The organism is Dermacoccus abyssi, assembly GCF_003515945.1.
In the GTDB taxonomy this organism is placed as follows: domain Bacteria; phylum Actinomycetota; class Actinomycetes; order Actinomycetales; family Dermatophilaceae; genus Dermacoccus; species Dermacoccus abyssi.
On the sequence record NZ_QWLM01000003.1, the window covers coordinates 100569 to 124091 of the forward strand.

Annotated in this window: 25 protein-coding genes and 2 pseudogenes; 9 read left to right on the forward strand and 18 right to left on the reverse strand. The window is 68.3% G+C overall.

Annotated elements, in window-relative coordinates; translation table 11 throughout:
• Positions 1–30: 30 nt before the first annotated feature.
• The 3 genes and pseudogenes from D1832_RS03505 to D1832_RS16180 all read right to left on the reverse strand — a co-directional run.
• Positions 31–927 (reverse strand): isoprenyl transferase, encoded by an 897-nt coding sequence (locus tag D1832_RS03505; RefSeq protein WP_118912643.1) that lies wholly within the window; start codon positions 925–927, stop codon positions 31–33.
• A pseudogene (gene recO / locus D1832_RS03510) lies at positions 924–1720 on the reverse strand (DNA repair protein RecO). The gene D1832_RS03505 and the pseudogene recO overlap by 4 nt, the downstream one beginning before the upstream one ends.
• A gap of 106 nt (positions 1721–1826) precedes the next feature.
• A pseudogene (locus D1832_RS16180) lies at positions 1827–1994 on the reverse strand ((4Fe-4S)-binding protein); the annotation flags it as partial.
• 129 nt (positions 1995–2123) lie between these two features.
• On the opposite strand from D1832_RS16180, the gene D1832_RS03520 reads away from it, so the two are divergent.
• The 3 genes from D1832_RS03520 to D1832_RS03530 are packed head-to-tail and all read left to right on the forward strand — an operon-like array spanning position 2124 to position 3425.
• The gene (locus tag D1832_RS03520) at positions 2124–2765 is read left to right on the forward strand and encodes an alpha-ketoglutarate-dependent dioxygenase AlkB (protein WP_047312067.1); all 642 of its coding nucleotides are present in this window, start codon (positions 2124–2126) and stop codon (positions 2763–2765) included.
• 49 nt (positions 2766–2814) lie between these two features.
• On the forward strand, positions 2815–3108 hold the full coding sequence (locus tag D1832_RS03525) for a hypothetical protein (protein WP_147362601.1): 294 nt from the start codon (positions 2815–2817) through the stop codon (positions 3106–3108).
• On the forward strand, positions 3105–3425 hold the full coding sequence (locus D1832_RS03530; RefSeq protein WP_047312065.1) for a hypothetical protein: 321 nt from the start codon (positions 3105–3107) through the stop codon (positions 3423–3425). Before D1832_RS03525 ends, D1832_RS03530 begins: the two co-directional genes overlap by 4 nt.
• 193 nt (positions 3426–3618) lie before the next feature.
• On the opposite strand, the gene leuA is transcribed toward D1832_RS03530, so the two are convergent.
• The 9 genes from leuA to hrcA all read right to left on the reverse strand — a co-directional run bounded on the left by leuA (position 3619) and on the right by hrcA (position 13176).
• On the reverse strand, positions 3619–5367 hold the full coding sequence (leuA, locus tag D1832_RS03535; RefSeq protein ID WP_118912645.1) for a 2-isopropylmalate synthase: 1749 nt from the start codon (positions 5365–5367) through the stop codon (positions 3619–3621).
• Between the two features lie 245 nt (positions 5368–5612).
• Positions 5613–6359, reverse strand: a complete 747-nt coding sequence (locus D1832_RS03540) for a class I SAM-dependent methyltransferase (RefSeq protein ID WP_227484466.1) — start codon at positions 6357–6359, stop codon at positions 5613–5615.
• A gap of 16 nt (positions 6360–6375) precedes the next feature.
• Positions 6376–7305 carry a GTPase Era gene (era, locus tag D1832_RS03545; RefSeq protein ID WP_118912646.1) on the reverse strand — a complete coding sequence of 310 codons (930 nt, stop codon included), beginning with the start codon at positions 7303–7305 and terminating at the stop codon, positions 6376–6378.
• On the reverse strand, positions 7305–8615 hold the full coding sequence (locus tag D1832_RS03550) for a hemolysin family protein (RefSeq protein ID WP_118912647.1): 1311 nt from the start codon (positions 8613–8615) through the stop codon (positions 7305–7307). The genes era and D1832_RS03550 overlap by 1 nt, the downstream gene beginning before the upstream one ends.
• An 18-nt stretch (positions 8616–8633) precedes the next feature.
• Positions 8634–9140, reverse strand: coding sequence for an rRNA maturation RNase YbeY (gene ybeY / locus D1832_RS03555; protein WP_118912648.1), 507 nt, complete (start codon positions 9138–9140; stop codon positions 8634–8636).
• Positions 9137–10201 (reverse strand): PhoH family protein, encoded by a 1065-nt coding sequence (locus D1832_RS03560; RefSeq protein ID WP_118912649.1) that lies wholly within the window; start codon positions 10199–10201, stop codon positions 9137–9139. The genes ybeY and D1832_RS03560 overlap by 4 nt, the downstream gene beginning before the upstream one ends.
• Before the next feature lie 22 nt (positions 10202–10223).
• Positions 10224–10970: a 16S rRNA (uracil(1498)-N(3))-methyltransferase gene (locus tag D1832_RS03565; RefSeq protein ID WP_118912650.1), complete on the reverse strand. Its 747-nt coding sequence runs from the start codon at positions 10968–10970 to the stop codon at positions 10224–10226.
• Between the two features lies 1 nt (position 10971).
• Positions 10972–12105: a molecular chaperone DnaJ gene (gene dnaJ / locus D1832_RS03570; RefSeq protein WP_118912651.1), complete on the reverse strand. Its 1134-nt coding sequence runs from the start codon at positions 12103–12105 to the stop codon at positions 10972–10974.
• 45 nt (positions 12106–12150) lie between these two features.
• Positions 12151–13176, reverse strand: coding sequence for a heat-inducible transcriptional repressor HrcA (gene hrcA / locus D1832_RS03575; protein ID WP_118912652.1), 1026 nt, complete (start codon positions 13174–13176; stop codon positions 12151–12153).
• 185 nt (positions 13177–13361) lie between these two features.
• On the opposite strand from hrcA, the gene D1832_RS03580 reads away from it, so the two are divergent.
• The 4 genes from D1832_RS03580 to D1832_RS03595 all read left to right on the forward strand — a co-directional run bounded on the left by D1832_RS03580 (position 13362) and on the right by D1832_RS03595 (position 15481).
• Positions 13362–13748 (forward strand): sensor domain-containing protein, encoded by a 387-nt coding sequence (locus D1832_RS03580; protein WP_182434646.1) that lies wholly within the window; start codon positions 13362–13364, stop codon positions 13746–13748.
• Positions 13749–13765: 17 nt separating this feature from the next.
• The gene (locus D1832_RS03585; RefSeq protein ID WP_241510842.1) at positions 13766–13942 is read left to right on the forward strand and encodes a LuxR C-terminal-related transcriptional regulator; all 177 of its coding nucleotides are present in this window, start codon (positions 13766–13768) and stop codon (positions 13940–13942) included.
• A 77-nt stretch (positions 13943–14019) separates the two neighbouring features.
• On the forward strand, positions 14020–14901 hold the full coding sequence (locus D1832_RS03590; protein ID WP_118912655.1) for a DUF3097 domain-containing protein: 882 nt from the start codon (positions 14020–14022) through the stop codon (positions 14899–14901).
• A 121-nt stretch (positions 14902–15022) separates the two neighbouring features.
• Complete coding sequence (locus tag D1832_RS03595; RefSeq protein WP_118912656.1) at positions 15023–15481, forward strand: DUF4870 domain-containing protein; 459 nt, start codon at positions 15023–15025, stop codon at positions 15479–15481.
• A gap of 72 nt (positions 15482–15553) precedes the next feature.
• Here D1832_RS03595 and hemW read toward each other — a convergent pair whose 3' ends face one another.
• Both hemW and D1832_RS03605 read right to left on the reverse strand, forming a co-directional pair.
• Complete coding sequence (gene hemW, locus D1832_RS03600; RefSeq protein WP_118912657.1) at positions 15554–16786, reverse strand: radical SAM family heme chaperone HemW; 1233 nt, start codon at positions 16784–16786, stop codon at positions 15554–15556.
• A gap of 33 nt (positions 16787–16819) precedes the next feature.
• Entirely contained in the window at positions 16820–17851 is a 1032-nt protein-coding gene (locus D1832_RS03605; protein ID WP_118912658.1) for a YeiH family protein, read from the reverse strand.
• A gap of 86 nt (positions 17852–17937) precedes the next feature.
• On the opposite strand from D1832_RS03605, the gene D1832_RS03610 reads away from it, so the two are divergent.
• Positions 17938–18837 (forward strand): LysR family transcriptional regulator, encoded by a 900-nt coding sequence (locus D1832_RS03610; RefSeq protein WP_118912791.1) that lies wholly within the window; start codon positions 17938–17940, stop codon positions 18835–18837.
• A 12-nt stretch (positions 18838–18849) separates the two neighbouring features.
• On the opposite strand, the gene D1832_RS03615 is transcribed toward D1832_RS03610, so the two are convergent.
• From D1832_RS03615 to lepA, 4 genes are read right to left on the reverse strand one after another with little or no spacing between them, the layout of a single operon-like run.
• Positions 18850–19323 (reverse strand): hotdog fold domain-containing protein, encoded by a 474-nt coding sequence (locus D1832_RS03615; RefSeq protein WP_118912659.1) that lies wholly within the window; start codon positions 19321–19323, stop codon positions 18850–18852.
• 34 nt (positions 19324–19357) lie between these two features.
• Complete coding sequence (locus D1832_RS03620; RefSeq protein ID WP_118912660.1) at positions 19358–20107, reverse strand: SDR family NAD(P)-dependent oxidoreductase; 750 nt, start codon at positions 20105–20107, stop codon at positions 19358–19360.
• 1 nt (position 20108) lies between these two features.
• The gene (trmB, locus tag D1832_RS03625; protein WP_241510844.1) at positions 20109–20930 is read right to left on the reverse strand and encodes a tRNA (guanosine(46)-N7)-methyltransferase TrmB; all 822 of its coding nucleotides are present in this window, start codon (positions 20928–20930) and stop codon (positions 20109–20111) included.
• Entirely contained in the window at positions 20927–22771 is a 1845-nt protein-coding gene (lepA, locus tag D1832_RS03630) for a translation elongation factor 4 (RefSeq protein ID WP_047312050.1), read from the reverse strand. Before lepA ends, trmB begins: the two co-directional genes overlap by 4 nt.
• 153 nt (positions 22772–22924) lie before the next feature.
• Between lepA and D1832_RS03635 the strand changes: the two genes are divergently transcribed.
• Positions 22925–23521 (forward strand): rhomboid family intramembrane serine protease, encoded by a 597-nt coding sequence (locus tag D1832_RS03635; RefSeq protein ID WP_118912661.1) that lies wholly within the window; start codon positions 22925–22927, stop codon positions 23519–23521.
• The last annotated feature ends 2 nt before the right edge of the window (positions 23522–23523 follow it).

Genomic DNA, 23523 nt, shown 5'->3' on the forward strand with positions numbered 1-23523 from the left:
CACAGCCTGCGCCTCGTCGGCGCGCGCTCGTCAGTCGATGAGGCCGTCGTCGTCGTAGATGCCACCGTCAGGGGCGTCGGGGTCGGCCATGAGCCGTGGGTCGTAGCCGGCCTTCGGCTTGGCGGCCTGCGCCTCGGTATTTTCGCTCTCAGCGGCGCTCACCGCGTCGACGGCGCCACCGTAGCGACGGTCGCGGCGGGCGTAGGTGTCCACGGCTTCCCAGAGCATTCGGCGGTCGAAGTCGGGCCACAGGGTGTCGAGGAATACCATCTCGGCGTAGGCACTCTGCCAGAGCTGGAAGTTGCTCGTGCGCTGCTCGCCGGAGCTGCGGACGAACAGATCGACGTCCGGCAGCTCCGGCGCGTAGAGGTAGCTCTGGATCGTCTTCTCGGTGATCTTCTTCGGCGACAGACGACCGGCGGCGACGTCCTCGGCCATGGCGCGCGTGGCGTCGACGAGTTCGGCGCGTCCGCCGTAGTTGACGCACATCTGCAGGGTGCAGACGGTGTTGTTCTTCGTGCGCTCCTCAGCGCGCTCGAGTTCGCGCACGACAGAGCGCCACAGGCGAGGCTTGCGGCCGCTCCAGATGACGCGCACGCCCCACGAGTCGAGCAGGTCGACGCGGCGACGGATGGTGTCGCGGTTGAAGCCCATGAGGAAGCGCACTTCCTCGGGCGAACGGCGCCAGTTCTCCGTCGAGAAGGCGTAGGCGGAGATGTTCTTGACGCCGATGTCGATGCAGCCGGCGACGACGTCGATGAGCATCGCCTCGCCCGCCTCGTGGCCCTTGGTGCGCGGCAGGCCTCGCTCGTTCGCCCAGCGGCCGTTGCCGTCCATCACCATGGCGATGTGCTGAGGAATCAGCTCAGCCCGGATCGTCGGGGGCGTTGCTCCACTCGGGTGCGGTTCGGGCTTGATCGGCGTCACGAATGGTGTCCTTCCGAGGCGGTCGCCGGAGTGGCCGGACGAGCGGGTGCCGCGGCGATCTCGTGGTCTCCGCGATCGACGTGGCGCAGCGAGCGTACGCCGTGTTCAAGGTGCCACTGTACGTACGAGGCGATGAGGGCACTCGACTGGCGGCGCGCGCGATCGTCGGTGGCTGCGACGCCGATCCAGTCGCCTCGCATGAGCGCGTCCATGAGGACGAAGGTCTCCGGCGCGGGTGCGCTTGAACCCGGCGGCCGGCACTGCGGGCACACCGCTCCCCCGGACGCGACGTTGAACGACCGATGCGGACCCGGGTCGCCGCAGCCGGCGCAGTCGCAGAAGCTCGGCGTCCAGCCGGACGTCGCGACGGCGCGCACGAGGTAGGCGTCGAGGACGAGGTAGGCCGGAATCTTGTTCTGCGCGAGGGCCGCCAAGCTCCCGCGAGGAGGTTGAAGTGGGCGAGGACGCGGTCGGAATCCTCACACAGCCGGTCGGCCGTCTCGAGCATGGCGGCGCAGGCGGTATAGGCCGAGTAGTCCTTGGAGATGGCGTCGCCGTACGGAGCGAGGATGTCGACCTGGGTCACGGTGTCGAGGTTGCGCCCCTCGTACATCTGCACGTCGATGACCATGCCCGGTTCGAGGCGCGCCCCGAACTTCGACTTCGTCTTACGCACGCCCTTCGCGACGGCACGCTTCTTGCCGTGGTTGCGGGTGAGCATCGTGATGATGCGATCGGCCTCCCCCAGCTTGTGGGTACGCAGCACGATCGCTGCGTCGCGGTATAGGGCCATGACTCCATTGTCTCGCGGGCGTCAACACGGGGCGCGTGGGCGCGCCGTTGCCGGGTTGGGGTTCCGCTTCTTGGTGGCAGTTGGGGCAGGTGGTGACGGTTGTCCGTCACCATCTACCCCAACCGTCACCACCTGGCGGCCACCAGGTGCGCGCGCAGTGCTCCTCGATGTGCAGGGCCCCGGACGGGCAGCGCCCCACGACCTCGCGCAGGTGATCGGCGGAGACTTCGTCGGGAGCGTGCTCGGGATTGCTCCAGGGACGCTCGGACGTGTTGAAGACGCTCGGCGTTCAGTGCTTCAGCTGGTGAGGTTTGCTGCGGTTGGTGACGTTGCAACGTCACCAACCGCAGCAAACCTCACCAGCTGACCTCCGTCGCAGCTCTCCCATGCCATAATCGAACGCATGTTCGGAGGTTTACAGGGTTCACTGCTCGACCAGGTCGACGAGGTCGGCGTCCGCCCGCTCGCCGGCGCCGTACGTCGCACCGAGTTGTCGCGTGGTGCGTGGGTCGATCTGCGCCCGGGCTTCATCACCGGCGCTGACGAACTGTTCACGCGCCTCAATCTCGGCGGTAGCGCCGGAGTCGACTGGCAGGGTGAACGTCGCGTCATGTGGGAGAAGGAAGTGGACACGCCACGCCTCCTGCGCTTCTACCGCGGCGACGAGACGTGGCCCGACCCGGTGATGCGCGAAGCGCAGGACGCCCTGAGTAGGCACTACTTCCCGGAACTCGGGGAGCCCTTCACCACGGCGGGAATGTGCCTGTACCGCGACGGCCGGGACTCCGTCGCCTGGCACGGTGACAAGGAAGGACGCTCGAGCACGCAGGACACGATGATCGCCATCGTCTCGATCGGCTCACCGCGCACGCTCGCGCTGCGTCCGGTCGGAGGCGGCAACAGCCTGCGCTTCCAGATCGGGCACGGCGACCTGCTCGTCATGGGCGGCAGCTGCCAACGGACCTGGGAACACGCGGTGCCCAAGACGACGAAGCCGGTCGGCCCGCGCATCAGCATCCAGTTCCGGCCGTACAACGTCCGCTGAAGGCACTCGTGCTGGGCGAACGTCCAGCGTCGCTGCATAGAGTCCACGCATGGACGCTGCACAGAGACTGATCCGGGGCCAGGAGCTCATGGACGCCGTCATCGCCGACACCGAGGCCATCCGCGCGCTCACGCGCGACCTGCCCGCCATGGGCGAGCGCTTCGACGCCGTCGACGCCGCCCACCACGAGACGCGGAGCGAGAACCCGGACGACCCGGGCGCGGTCTCGATGCCCGTCATCAGCGACGACTACCCGTGGGACATCGCGACGGCCCGCAGCAACGCGCTGCGTCACCTCGTGCGCACCGCCGCCGACCTGCACACCCAGGAGCGTGACGCGTGAGCACCGACGCAACGAACAGTTCAGCGAGTGAGCCTCTGAAGACTGGTCGCGATCAGAGCACCCTCGACGCCGTCGAGCACGACACCGCGCGCATCGCCCGGTTCACGAGCGAGCTGCGCACGATGGACGCCCGCTTCAGCGAGTTCGACGCGTACTACCGCGGCGCCTGGAGCACCGATCGTGACGACGAGGACGCCCCCAACCTGGCCGTCACCGGCGAGGACTACCCCTGGGACGCCCTCAACGACTACCTCGACGCCCTGCGCGAACTCCTGCGTGTTGCCACCGAACTGCAGACGCGCGAACGTCGTCCCTGATCTCGAACTGGCCCCCGGCCTCACGGCAGGCTCCCCCTCCCAGCGCCGGTCTCCTGCGACACACGACGGGCCGCCGACAGACATAACGAAGCGGGTGGAGCCCAGTACCTTCCCCGGTTACTGGGTTCCACCCGCCCACATGATTATGCCGTCAATCGTGCGCTGATGCGCACTTGCGCGATCACACGACCGCTCAGGCGTTCACCTTCGCAGCGTCACGCTCCGCGCGGTTGACCGCCGACAGGATCGCCATGAGCGAGGCCTTGACCGTCGACTCGTGGATGCCGACGCCCCACAGCACGCGGTCGCCGATGGCCACCTCGACGTACGCCGCAGCGCGCGACGCCTCGCCCGAGCTCAACGTGTGCTCCGAGTAGTCGAGCAGGCGCACGTCGACGTCGATGCTGCTCAGCGCGTCGAAGAACGCGTCGATCGGGCCGTTACCGGTACCCGTGATCGTGAGCGGCTCCCCCGCGTCCGTGAGGCGCGCGACGATGTGGTCCTGGCCGTCGTCCGTCGACTCGAGCGAGTGACCGACCGGCGAGAAGCGGCCCCACGCGGAGTCACCCGTGCCCGTACCCGGCAGGTACTCGTCGGAGAACGTCTCCCACAGCCACTGCGGCGTCACCTCGCCACCCGCGGAGTCCGTCCACTTCTGGACGACACCGGCGAACTCGATCTGCAGACGACGCGGCAGGTCGAGGTTGTGCTCGCTCTTGAGCAGGTACGCGACGCCGCCCTTGCCCGACTGGCTGTTGACGCGCACGACCGCCTCGTACGAGCGGCCCACGTCGTGCGGGTCGACCGGCAGGTACGGCACGCCCCAGACGAGCTCGTTGATCGGCTTGCCCGTCTCCTTGGACTGACGATCCATGTCGTCGAAGCCCTTCTTGATGGCGTCCTGGTGCGAGCCGGAGAAGGCCGTGAAGACGAGGTCACCGCCGTAGGGGTGGCGCTCGGGCACGGGCATCTGGTTGCAGTACTCCACCGTCGAACGGATCGTCTGGATGTCGGAGAAGTCGATCTGGGGGTCGACGCCCTGGCCGAACAGGTTGAGGCCCAGCGTCACGAGGCACACGTTGCCGGTGCGCTCACCGTTGCCGAACAGGCAGCCCTCGATGCGGTCGGCGCCGGCCATGTAACCCAGCTCGGCCGCAGCGACGCCCTCACCCCGGTCGTTGTGCGGGTGCAGCGACAGGATGACCGATTCGCGGCGGCTGAGGTTGCGCGACATCCACTCGATCGAGTCGGCGTAGACGTTCGGCGTCGCCATCTCCACCGTCGCCGGCAGGTTGATGATCATCTTGTGGTCCGGCGTCGGGTCGATGACGTCGATGACCTCGTTGCAGATGCGCGCCGCGAACTCCAGCTCGGTGCCCGTGTAGGACTCCGGCGAGTACTCGTAGTACACCTTCGTCTCGGGGATCGTCTCCTCGAGCTTCTTGCACAGGCGCGCGCCCTGCAGCGCGATGTCGACGATGCCGTCCTGGTCGAGGTTGAACACGACGCGGCGCTGCAGCACCGACGTCGAGTTGTAGAAGTGCACGATCGCCTGCGGAGCACCCTTGATGGCGTCGAACGTCTTCTCGATGAGGTGGTCGCGGCACTGCGTCAGCACCTGGATCGTCACGTCGTCCGGGATGTGCCCGCCGTCGATGAGTTCACGCACGAAGTTGAAGTCGGTGTCGGACGCCGAGGGGAAACCGACCTCGATGTCCTTGTAGCCCATGTCGACGAGCAGCTTGAACATGCGCATCTTGCGCTCGGAGTTCATCGGATCGATGAGCGCCTGGTTGCCGTCACGCAGGTCGACCGCGCACCAGCGCGGGGCCTTGTCGATGACCTTGTCGGGCCACGTGCGATCGGGCAGGTCGACCTTGATCTGCTCGTGGAAGGGGACGTACTTGCCGATCGGCATCGTCGTCGGCTGCTGTGCGTGCATTTGGGTTTTCGCCTCACTGCGTTTCGTTGCGGGTGCCGGCCGAGCACCATTCAACTCCGCGGTGAGGATGGCCGACTAACTGGCCCCACCGCGGCATCGAAGGAGGAGGCCCACTCCCGACGAAAAGCGCACACCCTCACCGTAGGCGTGACGCGGCGCACAGCGCCACCGTTCGAGACAAGCGTCCCAGCACGCGGACGTCGCCACGCATTGCTCGCCCGTGAGCCTCACCCATGAGCGCGCGGTCAGCGCCGGATGTCGCTCGCGCGGCGGATGACGAGATACTTCTCGTCGAGTTCCTCGATGGAGTACTTGCCGATCGGCACCTCGGAGACGACGAGTTCCTCGTCGAGCGAAAACGGCGCGATGCGCGTCGTCACCTCGCGCACGATCTCGCCGTCACGCACGGTGCGGTAGGTGTTCGTGATCTCGACGCGCCCGTCCTTGACCGGCACGGTCTGACGCCAGCGCTCGTAGGTGTTGCGGCCCATCGTGGCGCTGGCCGACTTCACCATCTCCTCACCGGTCTCGACGACGCCGTACGCGCGGCTCATGAGGATCGGGGCGCCCTCCGGCAGCACCTGGGCCATGCGGTCCCAGAACGCCTGACGGGCCCGTCCGCCGAGGAAGTAGATGACGTTGAACAGCAGCGCACCGCCGATCTGCTCGGGCATCCACGCGTCGAGGATCGAGTTCGGCACGACGGTCGTGCGCTCACGCAGTTCGGGGCGCTCGGCCACACGCATCATGAGCATCGAGCGCATCCAGGCGTCCGGCTCGACGGCGATGAGCTCGGAGTCGGGGAACTGCTCGGCGAGGGCCAGCGTCGTCAGGCCCGATCCCGGGCCGATGTCGACGAGCGGCAGGTCCGGCTTGAAGCCTGCTGCCTCCCACGGGATTCCGCCGACGTAGTCCGTCGCCGGATCGATCGGCAGACGCAGCGTGTCACCGAATTCGGCCCACGCCTCGTGATCCTTCATGTTGTCAGCCATCGTGTCGTTCACACCCTCAGAAATTGAATCCCAGCTTGCCCAGCTGCTTGGGGTCGCGCTGCCAGTCCTTCGCGACCTTGACGTGCAGGTCGAGGTAGACCTTCTGGCCGAGGAGCTTCTCGATGCCCTCACGCGCCGTCGTGCCCACCTCGCGCAGACGCGAACCACCGCGCCCGATGATGATCGCCTTCTGGCTCGAGCGCTCGACGAACACGTTGACGCGCACGTCCATGAGCGGCTTGTCCTCGGGGCGCCCCTCGCGCGGCACCATCTCCTCGACGACGACGGCGAGCGAGTGCGGCAGTTCGTCGCGCACACCCTCGAGCGCGGCCTCGCGGATGAGTTCGGCGATCATGACGTTCTGCGGCTCGTCGGTGAGCACGTCCTCCGGATACAGCTTCGGCGACGGCGGCAGGTAGCCCGTGAGCACCTTCGCGACGTCCTCGACCTGACGCCCGGAGACGGCGGAGCACGGCACGATCTCCGCCCACTCCCCCAGTCGGTCGACCTCGATGAGGTGCTCGGCGAGGCGCTCACGATCGACCTTGTCGGTCTTCGTCACGATGGCGACGACCGGCTTGCGGCGCACGCGCTGCAGCTCCGCGAGGTCCTTCGCGATGTACTGGTCGCCCGGGCCGACCTTCTGATCGGCCGGCAGGCAGAAACCGATGACGTCGACGTCCAGCAGCGTCTCGCGCACGACGTCGTTGAGTCGCTCCCCGAGGAGCGTGCGGGGCTTGTGCAGCCCGGGGGTGTCGACGAGGACGATCTGCCCGTCGTCCTGCGTGAGAATGCCGCGGATCGTGTGACGCGTCGTCTGCGGCTTGCTCGACGTGATGGCGACCTTCTCGCCCACGAGGGCGTTCGTCAGCGTCGACTTGCCGGCGTTGGGCCGGCCCACGAGGCAGGCGAACCCCGCCCGGTACGTGCTCTCGTCAGTGTTCATCACACCATCTCCTCCGCGCCGCTGTTGGCGGCGTGTTCATCCCCGCGCTCGGCGGGATCTTCGTCTCCGACGCGCTCGACCACGAGGGTGGCCAGCTGGTGGCGTCGTCCGGCCATCTTCTCAGCCGTGAGGCGCAGACCCGCAATCTCACCGGTGGCGCCGGGCAGCGGCATCCGTCCGTCGATCTTCGCGAGCAGACCGCCCACGGTGTCGATGTCGTCCTCTTCGATCGTGACGCCGAACAGCTCGCCCAGGTCGTCGATCGACATGCGCGCGGGCACGCGGGTGTGGCCGTCCCCGAGATCCTCGACGCCCGGCGTGACGCGGTCGTACTCGTCATCGATCTCACCGACGATCTCCTCGACGATGTCCTCCATCGTCACGAGGCCCGCGGTGCCGCCGTACTCGTCGACGACGATGGCGAAGTGGACGCGGTCGCGCTGCATCTCCTTGAGCAGGGCGTCGACCGGCTTCGACTCGGGCACGAACGCCATGTCGCGCATGACCTCGCTGATGCGCATCTTCTCGGCCTCACCCGTGAGGTGACGACGCACGACGTCCTTGAAGTAGAGCAGGCCGACGATGTCGTCGGTGTTCTCGCCGACGACGGGCACGCGGGAGAAGCCGGAACGCACGAAGAGGTTCATCGCCTGGCGCAGGCTCTTGTGGCCGTCGATGACGATCATGTCGGTGCGCGGCACCATGACCTCGCGCACGATGGTGTCGCCCAGTTCGAAGACCGAGTGGATCATGCGCCGTTCGTCGGCCTCGATGAGGTCGGAATCCTCGGCCAGGTCGACGAATTCGCGCAGTTCGGCCTCGGAGTCGAACGGGCCTTCGCGGTAGCCCTCGCCCGGGGTGACGGCGTTGCCGAGGGCCACGAGCATCCGTGCCAACGGCGAGAGGACCTTGAGCGCAACGAGCAGCGGACGCGACGCGGCGAGCGCCACGGCGTCGGCGTGCTGGTGGCCGAGCGTGCGCGGCGAGACCCCGACGAGCACGAACGAGACGACCGCCATGACGGCCACAGCCGTGATGAGCGCCGGCCAGAAGTCGTCGAAGATGCGCGTGGCCGCGACGGTAACGAGCACGGCCGCCGTCATCTCGGCACCGACGCGCATGAAGGTGAGCACCATGAGCGCGGTGCTGTGTCGTTCGACGACGGCTCCGAGCGCCGGCGCGGCGGCGTGGCCGTCCTCGGCGAGCGACGCGACGCGCAGGCGCGTCATGCGGCTGACGGCGGATTCCACGAGGGCGAACCCGAAGCCCAGCACCACGCTGACGAGCGCGGCGATCAGCACGATCGTCACGTGCGTTTCACTCCCCGACTACTCGCGACCGCTCGGCGGCGCGATGCGGATCGTGCCCGCCTCGACGCTGCGGCCACGGCTCGCGAGGTAGGTGAGCAGGATCGTGCGCTGCAGTTCGAACATCTCGAGGCGCTCCTCGGCCTCGGCGTGGTCGTGGCCGAGCAGGTGCAGCACGCCGTGAACGGTGAGAAGGAGCAACTCCTCCATCGTGTCGTGCCCTGCCGCGGACGCCTGGGCGGCGGCCACCGTCGGGCACAGAACGATGTCGCCGAGCATGCCCTCGTCACTCAGCGCGCCCTCACGACCGGGTGTCAGCTCGTCCATGGGGAAGCTCATGACGTCGGTGGGGCCCTCGAGATCCATCCACTGCACGTGGAGGGTCTCCATAGCCGCCTCGTCGATGATGCGGATCGACAGCTCCACGTTGGGGTGGACGAACATCGCGTCCATCGCGTAGCGGGCGCAGTCGTGAATCTCGTCGAGATCGACGGCGACGTCGGTCTCGTTGGCGAGGTCGATCGTCACTCGCGTTCTCCCTGCTCGTCGTTCGCACGTGCCTCGCGGCGCTTCTTGGCCTGCGCCTTACGACGCTCGGCAGCGGCATCGTAGCGACCGTAGGCGTCGACGATGTCGGACACGAGGCGGTGACGCACGACGTCGCCGCTGCTCAGGTGCGCGAAGTGCACGTCGCCCACACCCGAGAGCACGTCCTCGATGACGCGCAGGCCGGACGTCGTGCCACCCGGAAGGTCGACCTGCGTGACGTCACCGGTGACGACGATCTTCGAACCGAAGCCGAGTCGCGTGAGGAACATGCGCATCTGCTCGCTGCTCGTGTTCTGGGCCTCGTCGAGAATGATGAACGAGTCGTTGAGCGTGCGTCCACGCATGTACGCGAGCGGCGCCACCTCGATGGTGCCGGCGGCCATGAGCTTGGGGATCGAGTCGGGATCGATCATGTCGTGCAGCGCGTCGTAGAGCGGGCGCAGGTACGGGTCGATCTTGTCGTTGAGTGTGCCCGGCAGGAAACCGAGTCGCTCGCCCGCCTCGACGGCGGGGCGCGTCAGGATGATGCGGTTGACCTGCTTGCTCTGCAGCGCCGCCACGGCCTTGGCCATGGCGAGGTAGGTCTTGCCGGTACCGGCGGGGCCGATGCCGAAGACGATCGTGTTCTTGTCGATCGCGTCGACGTACTCCTTCTGGCCCAGCGTCTTGGGACGAATCGTCCGGCCGCGGCTGGAGATGATGTTCGTCGTGAGCACGTCGGCCGGGCGCTGCGCGTTCTTGCTGCGCAGCATGGCGATGGAACGCTCGACGTTGTCGCGGTTCACCGCGTGCCCCGCGTCGATCATCGTGAGCAACTCACCGACGAGGGTCTCGACGATGGCCGCGTCCTCGGCCGGGCCGTCGATCGTCAGCTCGTTGCCCCGCGCGAAGACGAAGAGGCGCGGGAAGGCGCGCTCGATCGTGCGAAGGAGCTGGTCGGTGGGCCCTAGCAGCTGAACCATCGACACGTCCGGCGGGACGACGATACGGGTCTGGCTGGACGTCTCGGGGGTGGCCTGGGTGGCGGGAACGTCTGTCATCGTGCCTCCAGTCTAGGGCGCGTCAGCTCCAGCGCGAGCGCGCGAAGAGCGCGGCCAGTGCCGCGGGGCCGGCCGACGACGAGCGCAGCACAGTGCGTCCCATCCGGACGCTCGTGGCGCCCGCAGCGGCGAACGCGTCGAGTTCGCCGGGCGTGATGCCGCCCTCGGGGCCGACGACGAGCACGACATCGCCCGCGTCGGGCAACGTCACGTCGCTCAGTCCGACCTCGGCGTCCCCGTGAAGGACGAGTGTGAGGGCCGATTCCTCGACGAGGCGGACAACGGTCTGCTTCGCCGCGAGCTCGTCAACGACGGGCGGCGTGGCCTGACGCGATTGTTTCGTGGCGGCCTCGGCCTGCGCCACCCATTTACGGTGCGCCTTGGCGGCCCGCTCGACCTTCCACTGCACGATCGAGCGCTCAGCCTGCCAGGGCACGACGCGGTCGACACCGAGCTCGGTGGCGGCTTCGAGCGCCTGGAGATCGCGGTCGCCCTTGGCGAGTGCCTGGACGAGGGTGAACGTGACGGCCGGGCGCTCCTCGCGCTCCACCGTCTGCACGAGCGCCGTCAGTTCCGACTTAACTGTGGACGCGACGACGCAGTGAGCCAGGAGCCCTTCGCCGTCGGCGAGGAGGATCTCCTCCCCCACGGCCATGCGCTTCACGGTGACCGCGTGGCGGCCCTCGTCACCGCCGAGCACGACCGGCTCCTCGGGCCGCATTTGCTCACGCAGCGTGCCCGGCGCGACGAAGTACAGATGTGCGGTCACGTCAGCCCTTCCAGGCCTGACGCAGCTTGCCGAGCAGGCCCTGGTTGACGGACTGGAACTTGGGAGCAGGCGTTTCCTCGCCGCGCGACGCCGCGAACTGACGCAGCAGGTCGGCCTGCTCGCTCGTCAGCTTGCTCGGCGTGCGCACGTTGGCATGCACGAGCAGGTCGCCGCGGCTCTCGGTGCGCAGGCGCGTGACGCCGAGGCCCTTGAGCGTGACGACGTCGCCCGGCTGGGTACCGGCCTGGATGTCGATGTCGCGCGGGCCGTCGAGCGTCTCGAGCGGAAGGGACGCGCCGAGTGCGGCGGCCGACATCGGCAGTTCGAGCGAGCAGTGCAGGTCGTCACCCTGACGCTGGAACATGGGGTGCTTCGCGACGCGCACCTCGACGTAAAGGTCGCCGGCGGGGCCGCCGCCGTGGCCGACCTCGCCCTCGCCGCGCAGCTGGATGCGCGTGCCGGTGTCGACGCCCGCGGGCACCTTGATGCTGATGGTGCGGGTGTCGCGCTTGCGGCCGTTGCCGTCACACTCGAAGCAGGGGCTGTCAATGATGTCGCCGTAGCCGTCACACGCCGTGCACGGACGCGAGGTGAGCACCTGGCCGAGGAAGCTGCGCTGCACCTGCTGGGTCTGACCGGCACCACCACACACGTCACACGTGTGCTTACCGGTGCCGGGGCGCGAGCCGTCGCCGTGGCACGTCGTGCAGACGACGGCGGTGTCGAACGTCAGGTCGACCTCGCCGCCGAAGACGGCGTCGGACAGCTCGATGTCGAGCGGCAGCAGGGCATCCTGGCCGTGTTGCACGCGGCTGCGCGGGCCACCCGAGGCGCCCGCTGCGCCACCGGTGAAGAACGCGTCCATGATGTCGCTGAAGCTGAAACCGGCGCCGCCGAAGCCGGCACCCGCACCGCCGCCGGGCGCGTACGGGTCGACTCCCTGGTCGTAGGAGGCCTTCTTCTCGGGGTCGCCGAGCACCGCGTAGGCCTGACCGACGCGCTTGAACTGATCCGCCGCCTCGTCGGACGGGTTGACGTCCGGGTGGAGCTTGCGCGCCATCTTGCGGTAGGCGCGCTTGATCTCCTCGCTCGAGGCATCGCGGGAGAGGCCGAGTTCGGCGTAGTAGTCGTTCACGAACGTCCTTGTCGTCAGCGGGTGGAAAGGGATGTGTGCGGGGCGTCAGCTCTCGATGAGCTGTGAGACGTAGCGGGCCACGGCCCGTACGTTCGCCATCGTCTGGGGGTAGTCCATGCGGGTGGGGCCGAGCACGCCGAGGGCCGCCACGGCATCGGGGCCGTAGGAGGTGGTGACGAGCGACGTCGAGTGCAGGCCCTCGTGGGGATTCTCCGCGCCGATGCGGACCGTCACCTGGTCGTGGGCTTCGGCATCCTCGGCGAGGTTGCTCATGAGGCGCAGGATGACGACGTGCTCCTCGAGTGCGTCGAGCACCGGCTGCACGTGCAGCCCGTCCGTTCCGGCGCGCGCGAGGTTGGCCGTACCGGCGAGCACGACACGCTCCTCACGTTCCTCCCCGAACACGGCGGTGATCGTCTCGACGACGGCGTCGACGTCAGCGCGCCGCTCGGGCTCGAACGCTTCGCGCAGCAACGACAGGCCGCGGGCCGCCTCCGCGAGAAGAAGGCCGTCGGTCTCGGCGTTGAGTCGCTCGCGCAGCCGTGCGACGAAGTCGTCACTCTCGGCCACGGGGTGGGCGAACTCGACGTTGCGCTGTTCAATGCGGCCCGAGTCGAGGATGACGACGAGCATGGCGCGGGTCGGCGTCATCGCGAGGCACTCGATGTGACGCACCCGCGAGCGCCGCAGCGACGGGTACTGCATGACGGCGGCCTGCTGGGTGAGCGAAGCGAGCAGACGCGCGGTGCGCTCGACGATGTCGTCGAGGTCGATGCTCTCCGCGAGGAAGGCCTGGATGGCGCGGCGCTGGCTCGGCGTGAGCGGACGCACCTGAGAGAGGCGGTCGACGAAGACGCGGTAGCCGGCATCGGTCGGAACACGCCCGGCGGAGGTGTGCGGCGCGGCGATGAGGCCCTCGTCCTCGAGAGCCGCCATGTCGTTGCGGATCGTGGCCGCCGAGACACCGAGCTGGTGACGTTCGAGGAGGGCCTTGGAGCCGACCGGCTCGGACGTGGAGACATAGTCCTGCACGATCGCGCGCAACACTTCGAGACGGCGCTCGTTGCTCATGCCTTCACACCTCCTTTGACCTTCCCCAAGGTTGGCACTCACGGGTATCGAGTGCCAAATCTTTCCGGGCGTGTTCGCTCAGGGCGTCGCGTCCGCGGCGGGCCGGAATGTCGGGTTTTCCCCACCGTCAAGAAGCCTGCAGGCAGGATGGTTGTGCCCCCGTGCCTCTCCACAGCGTCGAAGAGATGAGCACTCCAGACGTCACAGCCCCTGTCCCCACGAATGCCGCCGGCTCGGCGATGGACCGCGAGTTCCGCTGGTCCCCACGCCAGGCACTGCGCGACAGCGCCTACCTGTTCGCAGGCTGGTGGATCCACCTGCTGGGCTTCGTCGCGTTCGCCGTCCTCATGTCCGGCGGGCTGAGCATGCTGTTCGTGCTCGTCGGCATTCCGCTCGTCCTCGGCGGCCTCGGAGTCGCTCACGTCATGACGGACGCCGAACGCTCCATGCAGCGCCATCTTCTGGACCGTGCCCTCCCCGATGCCCCGACGGCGGCGGAGACCGGATGGTCGATCAAGCGCGTGTGGGAGGCCCTCAAGGACCCGCGGCGGAATCGGTTCTCGACACCCTGACGCCGCGGGAGCACGAGGTGTTTTCACACATCGCCGAGGGACTGACGAACCGAGGCATCGCGAAGCGCCTCGTCGTCACGGAGGGCGCCGTGGAGAAGCACGTGCAACGCATCTTCAGCAAGCTCGATCTGCACACCGACGGCGACGAGCACCGTCGAGTGGCGGTGGTGCTCACCTTCCTCCGCTCGTCCTGACCGTGGGTGTCGCCGCTTCTGCGTCGGTCCAGCGCGCCTCCGCCCGTGCCGCGTCGGGCTTGCCTACCCTGACTGCCATGAACGACCGCTACGGCTCCGACGTCCTCTACGGTGACTGGCGCGCGCCCAAGCGCGGCCGATCCCGTGAGGTTCCGGCCGAGCGGGATGTCGTCGTCGAGGACGCCCAGAGCGGTTACGTGGGTGCCGTCGTTCGCGTCGAGAAGTCGGGTGGAACCCACGTCGTCTTCCTCGAGGATCGCTTCGGCAAGACCCGCGGCTTCGCCCTCGGGGGTGGCTTCCTCATCGACGGTGAACCCGTCATCCTCACTCCCCCGCGTCCCGCAGACGCTGCCGCACTCGCCGAGCGCAAGGTGCAGGCCGGACGCACGGCGTCGGGTTCGGTCGCCGTCCCGAACGCCAAGGCGCGCGTGGCCCTCGGTTCGCGCATCTTCGTCGAGGGTCGCCACGACGCCGAACTTGTCGAGAAGGTCTGGGGTGACGACCTGCGCATCGAGGGCGTCGTCGTCGAGTACCTCGAGGGCGTCGACGACCTCGCCGCCGTCATCCGCGACTTCCGCCCTGAGAAGGGGCGCCGTCTCGGCATACTCGTCGACCACCTCGTGCCCGGCACGAAGGAGGCCCGCATCGTCGCCGAGGCCCAGGCTCTTCCGCAGGCCCGCGATCACGTGCTCATCGTCGGTCACCCCTACGTCGACGTGTGGCAGTCGGTGCGCCCCGAGCGCCTCGGGTGGTCGAAGTGGCCGACGATCCCCAAGGGTCAGTCGTGGAAGCACGGCATCCTCGCCGAGCTGGGGTGGCCGCACCAGAGCCAGGCCGACGTCGCGCGCGGCTGGAAGCAGATCCTCGGCACAGTGCGCACCTACGCCGACCTGCAGCCGGAACTGCTCGGACGTGTCGAGGAACTCATCGACTTCGTCACCGACCCCGAGCAGCAGTGACGCCCTAAGCCCCAGCCTCAGGGACGAACCAGGGTCACCCAGGATGGTGCCGACGGAATGAGGAGGGCATCTTTGAGGTTGGAACGATGTTCACCTACGCAGCCGAGGTCGTGAGGACACCATGAGCCAGCAGCCCTACCCCACCCCCGACCCCCAGTGGAGCCACAACGGCGACGCCTACCCCAACGGTCGGCCCACCGAGGCGGGCGTCACGCCCCGCCAGTTGAGCTCCGACGAGACGGGCGCCGCTGTCGTCGCCCACCTTTCTGCACTCGTCGCGGCCGTCGTGTCGGCCGGTTCGCTCAGCCTGCTCGGCCCGCTCATCGTGTGGTTCATCTACAAGGACAAGTCACCCGCCGTACGTGAAGCCGCCGCCGGGGCGTTCAACTTCAACCTCTCCTGGTGGTTGCTCTACTGGGTCGGCTGGCTGTTCGCCATCACGTTCATCGGCATCGTCGTCGCGATCCCGCTGTGGTTCGTCATCACGGTGGTTGCCCTGTGGTGCCACATCCGTGGCGCGCTCAACGCGAGCAGCGGCCGCCCCTACCGCTACCCGTTCCAGCTGCGCGTGCTCAGCTGACTCGGGCCGACAACGCGAAGGGCCGGAACGTCACATCTCTGGGGTGGCGTTCCGGCCCTTCGCGTTCGGCGGTCAGTAGTCGAGCAGGCGCCGGACGACGGTGTCGGTGAGCAGCCGCCCGCGCAATGTGAGCACGGCCCGACGGTCGCGGACGGCAGACGTTCCCTCGAGCAGACCGTCCGCGACAAGTCCCGCCACCGCGCGGCGCCCTGCGTCGTCGAGCAGGTCGAGCGGCAACCCCTCGGCGAGACGCACGCGCAGGAGCACCTTCTCCTCGTACCGCTGACGCTCGTCGAGGATCTCGCGCGCGAGCGCAGGTGAGGTTCCTTCACCGACCCGCTGAGCGTAGGCGCGCGGGTGTTTGACGTTCCACCAGCGCACCCCGCCGACGTGGCTGTGGGCTCCGGGGCCCGCGCCCCACCACGGTTCGTCACGCCAGTAGGCCAGGTTGTGACGACACTGGAAGCGCGGTTCCTTCGCCCAGTTCGACACCTCGTACCAGCGGTACCCCGCGGCCTGGAGGAGTTCGTCGGCCAGTTCGTACTTGTCCGCTTCGTCGTCGTCATCGGGAAGCGGCAGTTCGCCGCGGTGCACCTGGGCGCCCATCTTCGTACCCTCCTCGACGACGAGCGCGTAGGCGCTGATGTGGTCGGGATCGAGCGCGATCGCCGCCTCCAACGAGGCCCGCCAGTCGTCGAGCGACTCCCCCGGCGCACCGTAGATGAGGTCGAGACTCACCTGCAGGCCGGCAGCCTTGGCGGCGCGGACGGCGCGCTCGACGTTGGCCGGATCGTGGGTGCGCTCCAGCGTCGCCAGGACGTGCGGCACCGACGACTGCATCCCGACGGAGACGCGCGTGAAGCCGCCCTCGGCGAGCACGCGCAGGTACGTTTCGTCGACCGAGTCCGGGTTGGCCTCGGTCGTCACCTCGGCGTCGTCGACGAGGCCGAACCGCTCGCGCGCCGCGTCGAGCATCCGCACGAGGTCGGTCGCTGCGAGCATCGTCGGCGTTCCTCCACCGACGAAGATGGTCTGCACTGTCGGCACGCCGCCGGGCGCCTTTCCCATCTCGCGCGCTGCGAGGTCGAGTTCACGTTCGACAGCGCCCGCGTACGTGTCGAGGCTCGCGCCGGGGACGCCGAGTTCGGTGAGCGTGTAGGTGTTGAAGTCGCAGTACCCACAGCGCGTCACGCAGAACGGCACGTGCAGGTACATCGCGAAGGCGCTGCCCGGCACGCTCGCGAGGGCGTCGGCTGGCAGCGCTCCGTCGTTCGGTGCGGGCTCTCCGTCGGGCATCTGCGGCATGGGTGGCATTCTCCCACCGCCTGCGGAGCGTCTCTAACCGACGAGCAACGCCCCGCCCAGGCCGAGGGCAGTGACGCAGGCAGTGCAGAGCGCTGCCTGCGCGAAGGGTGCCGCGCCGGCAGCACGCATGGCCTTGGCCGTCACTCCCGTGCCGAGAGCGAACATCGCGGCGGCGAGCAGTAGCGTCTGAAACACCTTCGCTCCGTCCAACACCGAATTCGGAATCGGAACCACGCTCCGCACGACGACCGCGGCGACGAAGCCGACGACGAACAGCGGCACGAAGGGCGGCAGCGTGACCGACCCGGACTCGGCCCCGCCCATGGTCCGACGTCGATGCACGGCGATGACGGTGATCAACGGCGCCAGCATGAGCACTCGGGCGAGCTTCACGACGACGGCCACCGCGAGCGCCCCCTGCCCGACGAGGCCGCCGGCAGCGACGACCTGGGCCACCTCGTGCACGCTCGCACCCGCGAAAACGCCTGTGGTGTGATCGTCGAGCCCCAAGGCGGCGGACAGCGCGACGAGCGGGATCATGAGCGTGCCGAAGACGACGACGAGCGCGACCGACGTTGCGACCTCCTCGTCGCGGGCGTCGCTCACCCCTGCTGCTGCGGCGACGGCTGCGGCGCCGCAGATCGAGAACCCGCACGCCGTGAGCAGACTCTGCGTGGGCTCAATACCGAGCCGCTTGCCGCACCACAACCCGAAGGGCACTCCGAGCGCCACCACAGCAACGGCCAGGAAGATGACACCGAAGCCGAGCGAGGCGATGGCGCCGAGCGAGAGCTGGAGGCCGAGCAGCACGATGCCGATGCGCAGAACGCGCTTCCCGGCCAGGTCGAGGCCAGGGCGCCACGCGTCGAGCCGCGCGGCGTTCGCGGCGACGACGCCGAGCAGAATCGCCACGAGCACCGGGCTGAGCAGCGGGATGATGCGTGACACGACGAACCCGACGAGCGCCGCTGCGAACGCCAGGGCCAGACCGCCGGCCACTGGGTGGGATGCAGTTCGGGCCGCTGTTTCTGCGCGGCGTTGCTCGGGTCGGGTCACGCTCCCCATCCTCGAACGCCTACGACCTGGCCGGTAGTGCCATGTTCAGCATGCTGGTATATGCGGCGGATATGGACGCCGGTTACGCTGGCCCGATGAAGAGCTGGCCGGATCTCGCAGCCCTGGAGCTGCTCGTGGCCGTGGCCGACCACGGCTCCCTCAGCGCCGGCGCACGTGCCTGTGGCTCGGCGCAGCCCAACGCCAGCCGCAGCATGGCGCGGCTCGAGCGCTCGGTCGGCGTGCCCCTTCTCCACCGCGCCACAACCGGCGCCACCCTGACGACGCAGGGCCTCATGGTCGTCGAGTGGGCTCGCGGCGTGCTGGAGGCCGCGCGCGATCTCGACGCCGGCATCACCGCCCTGGTGGGCGGCGTGGATGCACCGCTCACCGTGATGGCCAGCCAGACCGTGGCCGAGCACCTCCTGCCGGGCTGGATCGCGCGCTGGCACGAAGCCCATTCCGGTGAGGCCACGCCGGGCCTCTCCGTCGCCGTCGGCAACACGACCGACGTGCTCAGCGCCGCTCGCTCCGGTGAGATCGATCTCGGGTTCATCGAGGGCCCGGGTGCCCCTCGCGGCCTCAACTCGACGGTCGTCGCCACGGACGACCTCGTCCTTGCCGTCGCCGCACACCACCCCTGGGCCCGAACTCGCAGTATTGACGCGGACGAACTCGCCGCGACGGCCCTCGTCACCCGCGAGCCGGGATCCGGAACCCGCGTGGCGCTCGACCGCGCGATGCGCCCGCGCACCTGCGCTCCGCCACTGCTGGAGCTGTCGAGCAACGCCGCGGTCAAGGTCTCCGTGTCGGCCGGCACCGGGCCGGCCGTCCTCAGCCGACTCGCGATCAGTGATGCCCTGGCCGCGGGCACCCTCGTCGAGATCACCGTCCGCGACGTCGACCTGCGCCGGAAGCTGCGCGCCGTGTGGGCAGGTCCGCGCCGGATGACGAACGAGGCCGCCACGTCGCTTCTTGCGATCGCGGCGGCCTCGTAGCGGCGTCAGGCGTTACTTCTTGGCGGAGACGTAGATCGGGATGATGCCCTGGACGGCGACCGTGCCGTCCTTGACCAGGCGTCCCGTCATGCGCACGTCCACCGTGAAGGGAGGCTCCTTGGCCCAGTCCTCGGGGCTCGTCTCGGCGACGCACTCGACATCGCCGGGGGTCTTGGCGACGTAGTCGAGCTGGATGCCCCTGGGGATCCAGCGCATGTCCTTGGGCACCGTGGCCTCGGCGAGCAGACCCATGGCCATCTCCATGCCGTTGGCGATCGCGATGGCGTGGACGGTGCCGATGTGGTTCTGCACACCCCACCACTTCTTGATGGCCACGACGCCGCGGTGCGGCTCCATGGTCTTCACGACGGGCGCAATGGTCCGGAAGTAGGGCGCCTTGAGCGCGAACGCGGCCGAGAAGGCTGCGCGACCGAGCTTCTCGTTCTTCTTCGTGAGCTTCGTGTAGAGCGCGAGGGTCTGGTTCATACCCACCAGATTACCCGCGAGTAATAGCGAGCGCTCAGTGGACGCTGAAGCCGCCGTCGGCCGCGATCGTCTGGCCGGTCACGAAACCACTCGCCCGCGACGCGAGGAACACCGCGAGGCCCGCGAAGTCCTCGGGCACGCCGTTGCGTCCGACGAAGGTGCGGGTCGCGAGCGCTTCTTCGCGCCCCGGTTCGGCGACGGTGGGCAACGTCATCGGGGTGACGACGAATCCGGGAACGATCGTGTTCGCCGTGACACCCGAGCGTGACCAGGCCTCCGCTTGCGAGCGTGACAGCCCGGTGACGGCGGCCTTCGTCACGCCGTAGACGCCGGAGTTGCCGAAGGCGCTCCAGCTCTGCTGCGAGCCGATGTTGAGGATGCGTCCGTACCCGCGCTCGGCCATGCGTGGCCCTGCGGCCTGGCCGAGCCGGTAGGGCGCTTCGAGGTTGACGGCCATCGTCTCGGCGTACTGCTCTTCGCTCGTGTTGGCCAGTGGCGGTCGGTGGTTGACGCCGGCACACGTGACGAGGATGTCCGCGTGCTGCACCGGGGCACCGACAGCCAGGTTCGCGAGCGCGTTCGCATCACCGACGTCGCAGACTTCCCACGTCGCGCCGATCTCGGCGGCCACTGTGGCGAGCTTGTCGGCGTCCCGGGCCACGAGGTGAACGCTCGCACCGGCACCCGCAAGGGCCGTGGCGATACCTCGCCCGATGCCCGACGACCCTCCCGTGACGACGGCATTCAGCCCCTCAAGGGAGAACAGGTCGTCGAGGTAGCTCACGTCAGTTCGCCCGAGTCACCGCGAGATCACGCACGACGCGCTCGACCTTGAGGCCCTTGTTCTCGAAGCGCGTGGTCGTGCGTCCCTCGAAGCGCGGGGCGAACCCGCCACGCGCACCCTCGGGGTCGACGTCCGGGTCACCGGGGTCGGCGAGGCGTCCCACGTGCGGGTTGTCGAAACGCGGTGAGCCCTCGACGACGTCGCGCATGTGCCACGCGTAGTCGGCCCAGTCGGTGGCGAGGCGCCACGTGCCACCGGGCACGAGAACGTCGGCGACGACCTCGGCGAAGCCGGGCTGCACGAGGCGACGCTTGTGGTGCTTGCTCTTGGGCCACGGGTCCGGGAAGAACGTCCACACCTCGGCAACGGAGCCCGGCGCGAAGAGACGGTCGAGCGCCTCGGACGCGTCGATCTCGATGAGCCGGACGTTGGTCACGCCGGCGTGGACGGCTTTGGAGATCGTCTGCGCGATGCCCGGGCGCCACACCTCGAGCGCGATGAAGTCCGTCCCCGGGTTCTCGGCAGCCGCGTGGATGACCTGATCGCCCGCGCCGGAACCGATCTCGACGACGAGCGGCGCGGTGCGTCCGAACACCTGCTCCATGTCGACGTGGTAGCCGTCGATCGGTTCGGTCGAGGCCTCCTTGCGCGGCACGTCGATGACGTACTGCTCGGAGTGGTCGGCGAGCGCACGGTGGTGACGTTCGGGCATGCGGCCGCCGCGGCGGGTGAACGAACGGGTCCGCGCGAGCGGGCGTTCGGCCGCCTGACCCTCTTCACCGGGCGGCGTCACCGAACCCGAGACGAAGCCGGGCTTGCTCACTTCTTGTCCTTCGGCTTCTCGTCGCCCTGGCTCAGCGCTGCGATGAAGGCTTCCTGCGGCACCTCGACCGAGCCGACCATCTTCATGCGCTTCTTGCCTTCCTTCTGCTTCTCGAGCAGCTTGCGCTTACGCGAGATGTCACCGCCGTAGCACTTGGCGAGCACGTCCTTGCGGATGGCGCGGATGTTCTCACGAGCGATGACGCGCGTGCCGATGGCGGCCTGGATCGGCACCTCGAACTGCTGGCGCGGAATGAGGTCCTTGAGCTTCGTCGCCATCATCGTGCCGTAGCCGTAGGCCTTGTCACGGTGGACGATCGAGCTGAACGCGTCGACCTTGTCGCCCTGGAGCAGGATGTCGACCTTGACGAGGTTGGCACTCTGCTCGCCGGCGGGTTCGTAGTCGAGGGAGGCGTACCCGCGCGTCTTCGACTTCAGCTGGTCGAAGAAGTCGAACACGATCTCCGCGAGGGGCAGCGTGTAACGCATCTCGACGCGCTCCTCGGAGAGGTAGTCCATGCCGAGCAGGTTGCCGCGCTTGTTCTGGCACAGCTCCATGACGGCACCGATGAACTCGCTCGGGATGAGGATGGTCGACTTCACGACCGGCTCGGTGATGTCGGCGATCTTGCCGTCGGGGAACTCGCTCGGGTTGGTCACCTCGGTGACGCGGCCGTCGTCGGTCGTCACCTGGTAGACGACGTTCGGCAGCGTGGAGATGAGGTCGAGGTCGAATTCGCTCTCGAGGCGCTCACGCGTGATCTCGAGGTGCAGCATGCCGAGGAAGCCGACGCGGAAACCGAAGCCGAGCGCGGCCGACGTCTCGGGCTCGTAGACGAGCGCAGCGTCGTTGAGCTTGAGCTTGTCGAGGGCGTCACGCAGCAGCGGGTAGTCCGAACCGTCGATCGGGTACAGCCCCGAGAACACCATGGGCTTCGGGTCCGAGTACCCGCCGATGGCCTTGTCGGCCGGCTTGGCCGCGTTCGTCACGGTGTCACCGACCTTGGACTGACGCACGTCCTTCACACCGGTGATGAGGTAACCCACCTCGCCGACGCCGAGGCCCTTCGTCGCGGTCGGCTCGGGCGAGCTGACGCCGATCTCGAGGAGTTCGTGCGTGGCACCCGTGGACATCATGGCGATCTTCTCGCGCGGGTTGAGCTTGCCGTCGACGACACGGACGTAGGTGACGACGCCGCGGTAGGTGTCGTAGACCGAGTCGAAGATCATGGCGCGCGCCGGGGCGTCTGCGTCACCGACGGGCGGGGGCAGCGTGCCGACGATCTTGTCGAGGAGCGCCTCGACGCCCTCGCCGGTCTTGCCGGAAACCTTGAGAACGTCGTCGGGGTCGGCGCCGATGAGGCCCGCAATCTCGGCGGCGTACTTCTCCGGCTGCGCTGCCGGCAGGTCGATCTTGTTGAGCACCGGGATGATCTCGAGGTCGTTCTCCATCGCGAGATAGAGGTTCGCGAGGGTCTGAGCCTCGATGCCCTGAGCGGCGTCGACGAGGAGGATCGCGCCCTCACACGCGGCGAGCGAACGCGAGACCTCGTATGTGAAGTCGACGTGACCGGGGGTGTCGATCATGTTGAGCGCGTACGTCTGACCATCGAGCTCCCACGGCATGCGCACGGCCTGGCTCTTGATCGTGATACCGCGCTCACGCTCGATGTCCATGCGGTCGAGGTACTGCGCGCGCATGGCCCGCTGCTCGACGACACCCGTCAACTGGAGCATGCGGTCGGCCAGCGTCGACTTGCCGTGGTCGATGTGGGCGATGATGCAGAAGTTGCGGATCATCTCCGGCGGGGTCGCGGCCGGCTCGAGTGCCTTGCGGGCCATGGGTGACAACTGAATACCTCGTCGATTTCGTCTGGAGCGCTACGTCGGGGACGGCACAGTACGTGACCATTCATTCTTCCATGCCTGCGCGCACCGGATCACCGCCGTCGCTCCAGTGCCCGACTCGCTCCCCAGCGTTGGCAGAATGGGTCCATGGACCTTCGTGAGCGAACGCGCCAGGCCAGTGGACGGGCAGGGTCCTCCGCCGTCGACACCGCTTTCTTCGTGGCCCTGCTGTGGGTCGTCGAGATCATCGACGTGATCACGCGTCACGCCGTCGACCGCTTCGCGTCGTTGCGCGCCTGGGAGTTCACCGACCTCCCGTCGATCTTCACGTTCTCCTTCGCGCACTACGGGTGGGCGCACCTCATCGGCAACACGGCGCTGCTGCTGCCCTTCGGCTTCCTCCTGGGCCTCAGCGGACGACGGGTGGCCGTGCAGGTGACGCTCGTCGTCATGGTCTGCTCGGGTCTCGCGGCGTGGGCCCTCACTCCCCCGCACTCTGCGACGGCCGGAGCGTCCGGCATCGTCTTCGGCTGGCTGACCTACCTCATCGTGCGCGGCGCGTGGAGCAAGCGCTGGACCGAGGTTGCACTCGGCCTCGCGCTCCTCGCCGTGTTCGGCTACGTCCTGTGGGGTGTTCTCCCCGGGGCACAGGGCGTGTCGTGGCAGGGGCACCTCGGCGGCGCGGCCGGCGGGCTGCTGTCTGCCTGGCTCATCAACGACAAGCGCTCGCGTCGTCGATTCTGAGC

Bases quoted from the DNA above. Each gene is read 5' to 3' on its own strand.
- D1832_RS03525 (WP_147362601.1), top strand. From the start codon at position 2,815: ATGGACGCTGCACAGAGACTGATCCGGGGCCAGGAGCTCATGGACGCC.
- D1832_RS03635 (WP_118912661.1), top strand. From the start codon at position 22,925: ATGGACCTTCGTGAGCGAACGCGCCAGGCCAGTGGACGGGCAGGGTCC.
- hemW (WP_118912657.1), bottom strand. From the start codon at position 16,786: ATGCCGCAGATGCCCGACGGAGAGCCCGCACCGAACGACGGAGCGCTG.
- era (WP_118912646.1), bottom strand. From the start codon at position 7,305: ATGAACACTGACGAGAGCACGTACCGGGCGGGGTTCGCCTGCCTCGTG.
- D1832_RS03610 (WP_118912791.1), top strand. From the start codon at position 17,938: ATGAAGAGCTGGCCGGATCTCGCAGCCCTGGAGCTGCTCGTGGCCGTG.
- D1832_RS03590 (WP_118912655.1), top strand. From the start codon at position 14,020: ATGAACGACCGCTACGGCTCCGACGTCCTCTACGGTGACTGGCGCGCG.
- hrcA (WP_118912652.1), bottom strand. From the start codon at position 13,176: ATGAGCAACGAGCGCCGTCTCGAAGTGTTGCGCGCGATCGTGCAGGAC.
- D1832_RS03560 (WP_118912649.1), bottom strand. From the start codon at position 10,201: ATGACAGACGTTCCCGCCACCCAGGCCACCCCCGAGACGTCCAGCCAG.
- D1832_RS03615 (WP_118912659.1), bottom strand. From the start codon at position 19,323: ATGAACCAGACCCTCGCGCTCTACACGAAGCTCACGAAGAAGAACGAG.
- lepA (WP_047312050.1), bottom strand. From the start codon at position 22,771: ATGGCCCGCAAGGCACTCGAGCCGGCCGCGACCCCGCCGGAGATGATC.
- leuA (WP_118912645.1), bottom strand. From the start codon at position 5,367: ATGCACGCACAGCAGCCGACGACGATGCCGATCGGCAAGTACGTCCCC.
- D1832_RS03520 (WP_047312067.1), top strand. From the start codon at position 2,124: ATGTTCGGAGGTTTACAGGGTTCACTGCTCGACCAGGTCGACGAGGTC.
- D1832_RS03605 (WP_118912658.1), bottom strand. From the start codon at position 17,851: ATGGGGAGCGTGACCCGACCCGAGCAACGCCGCGCAGAAACAGCGGCC.
- D1832_RS03580 (WP_182434646.1), top strand. From the start codon at position 13,362: ATGAGCACTCCAGACGTCACAGCCCCTGTCCCCACGAATGCCGCCGGC.
- D1832_RS03540 (WP_227484466.1), bottom strand. From the start codon at position 6,359: ATGGCTGACAACATGAAGGATCACGAGGCGTGGGCCGAATTCGGTGAC.
- D1832_RS03595 (WP_118912656.1), top strand. From the start codon at position 15,023: ATGAGCCAGCAGCCCTACCCCACCCCCGACCCCCAGTGGAGCCACAAC.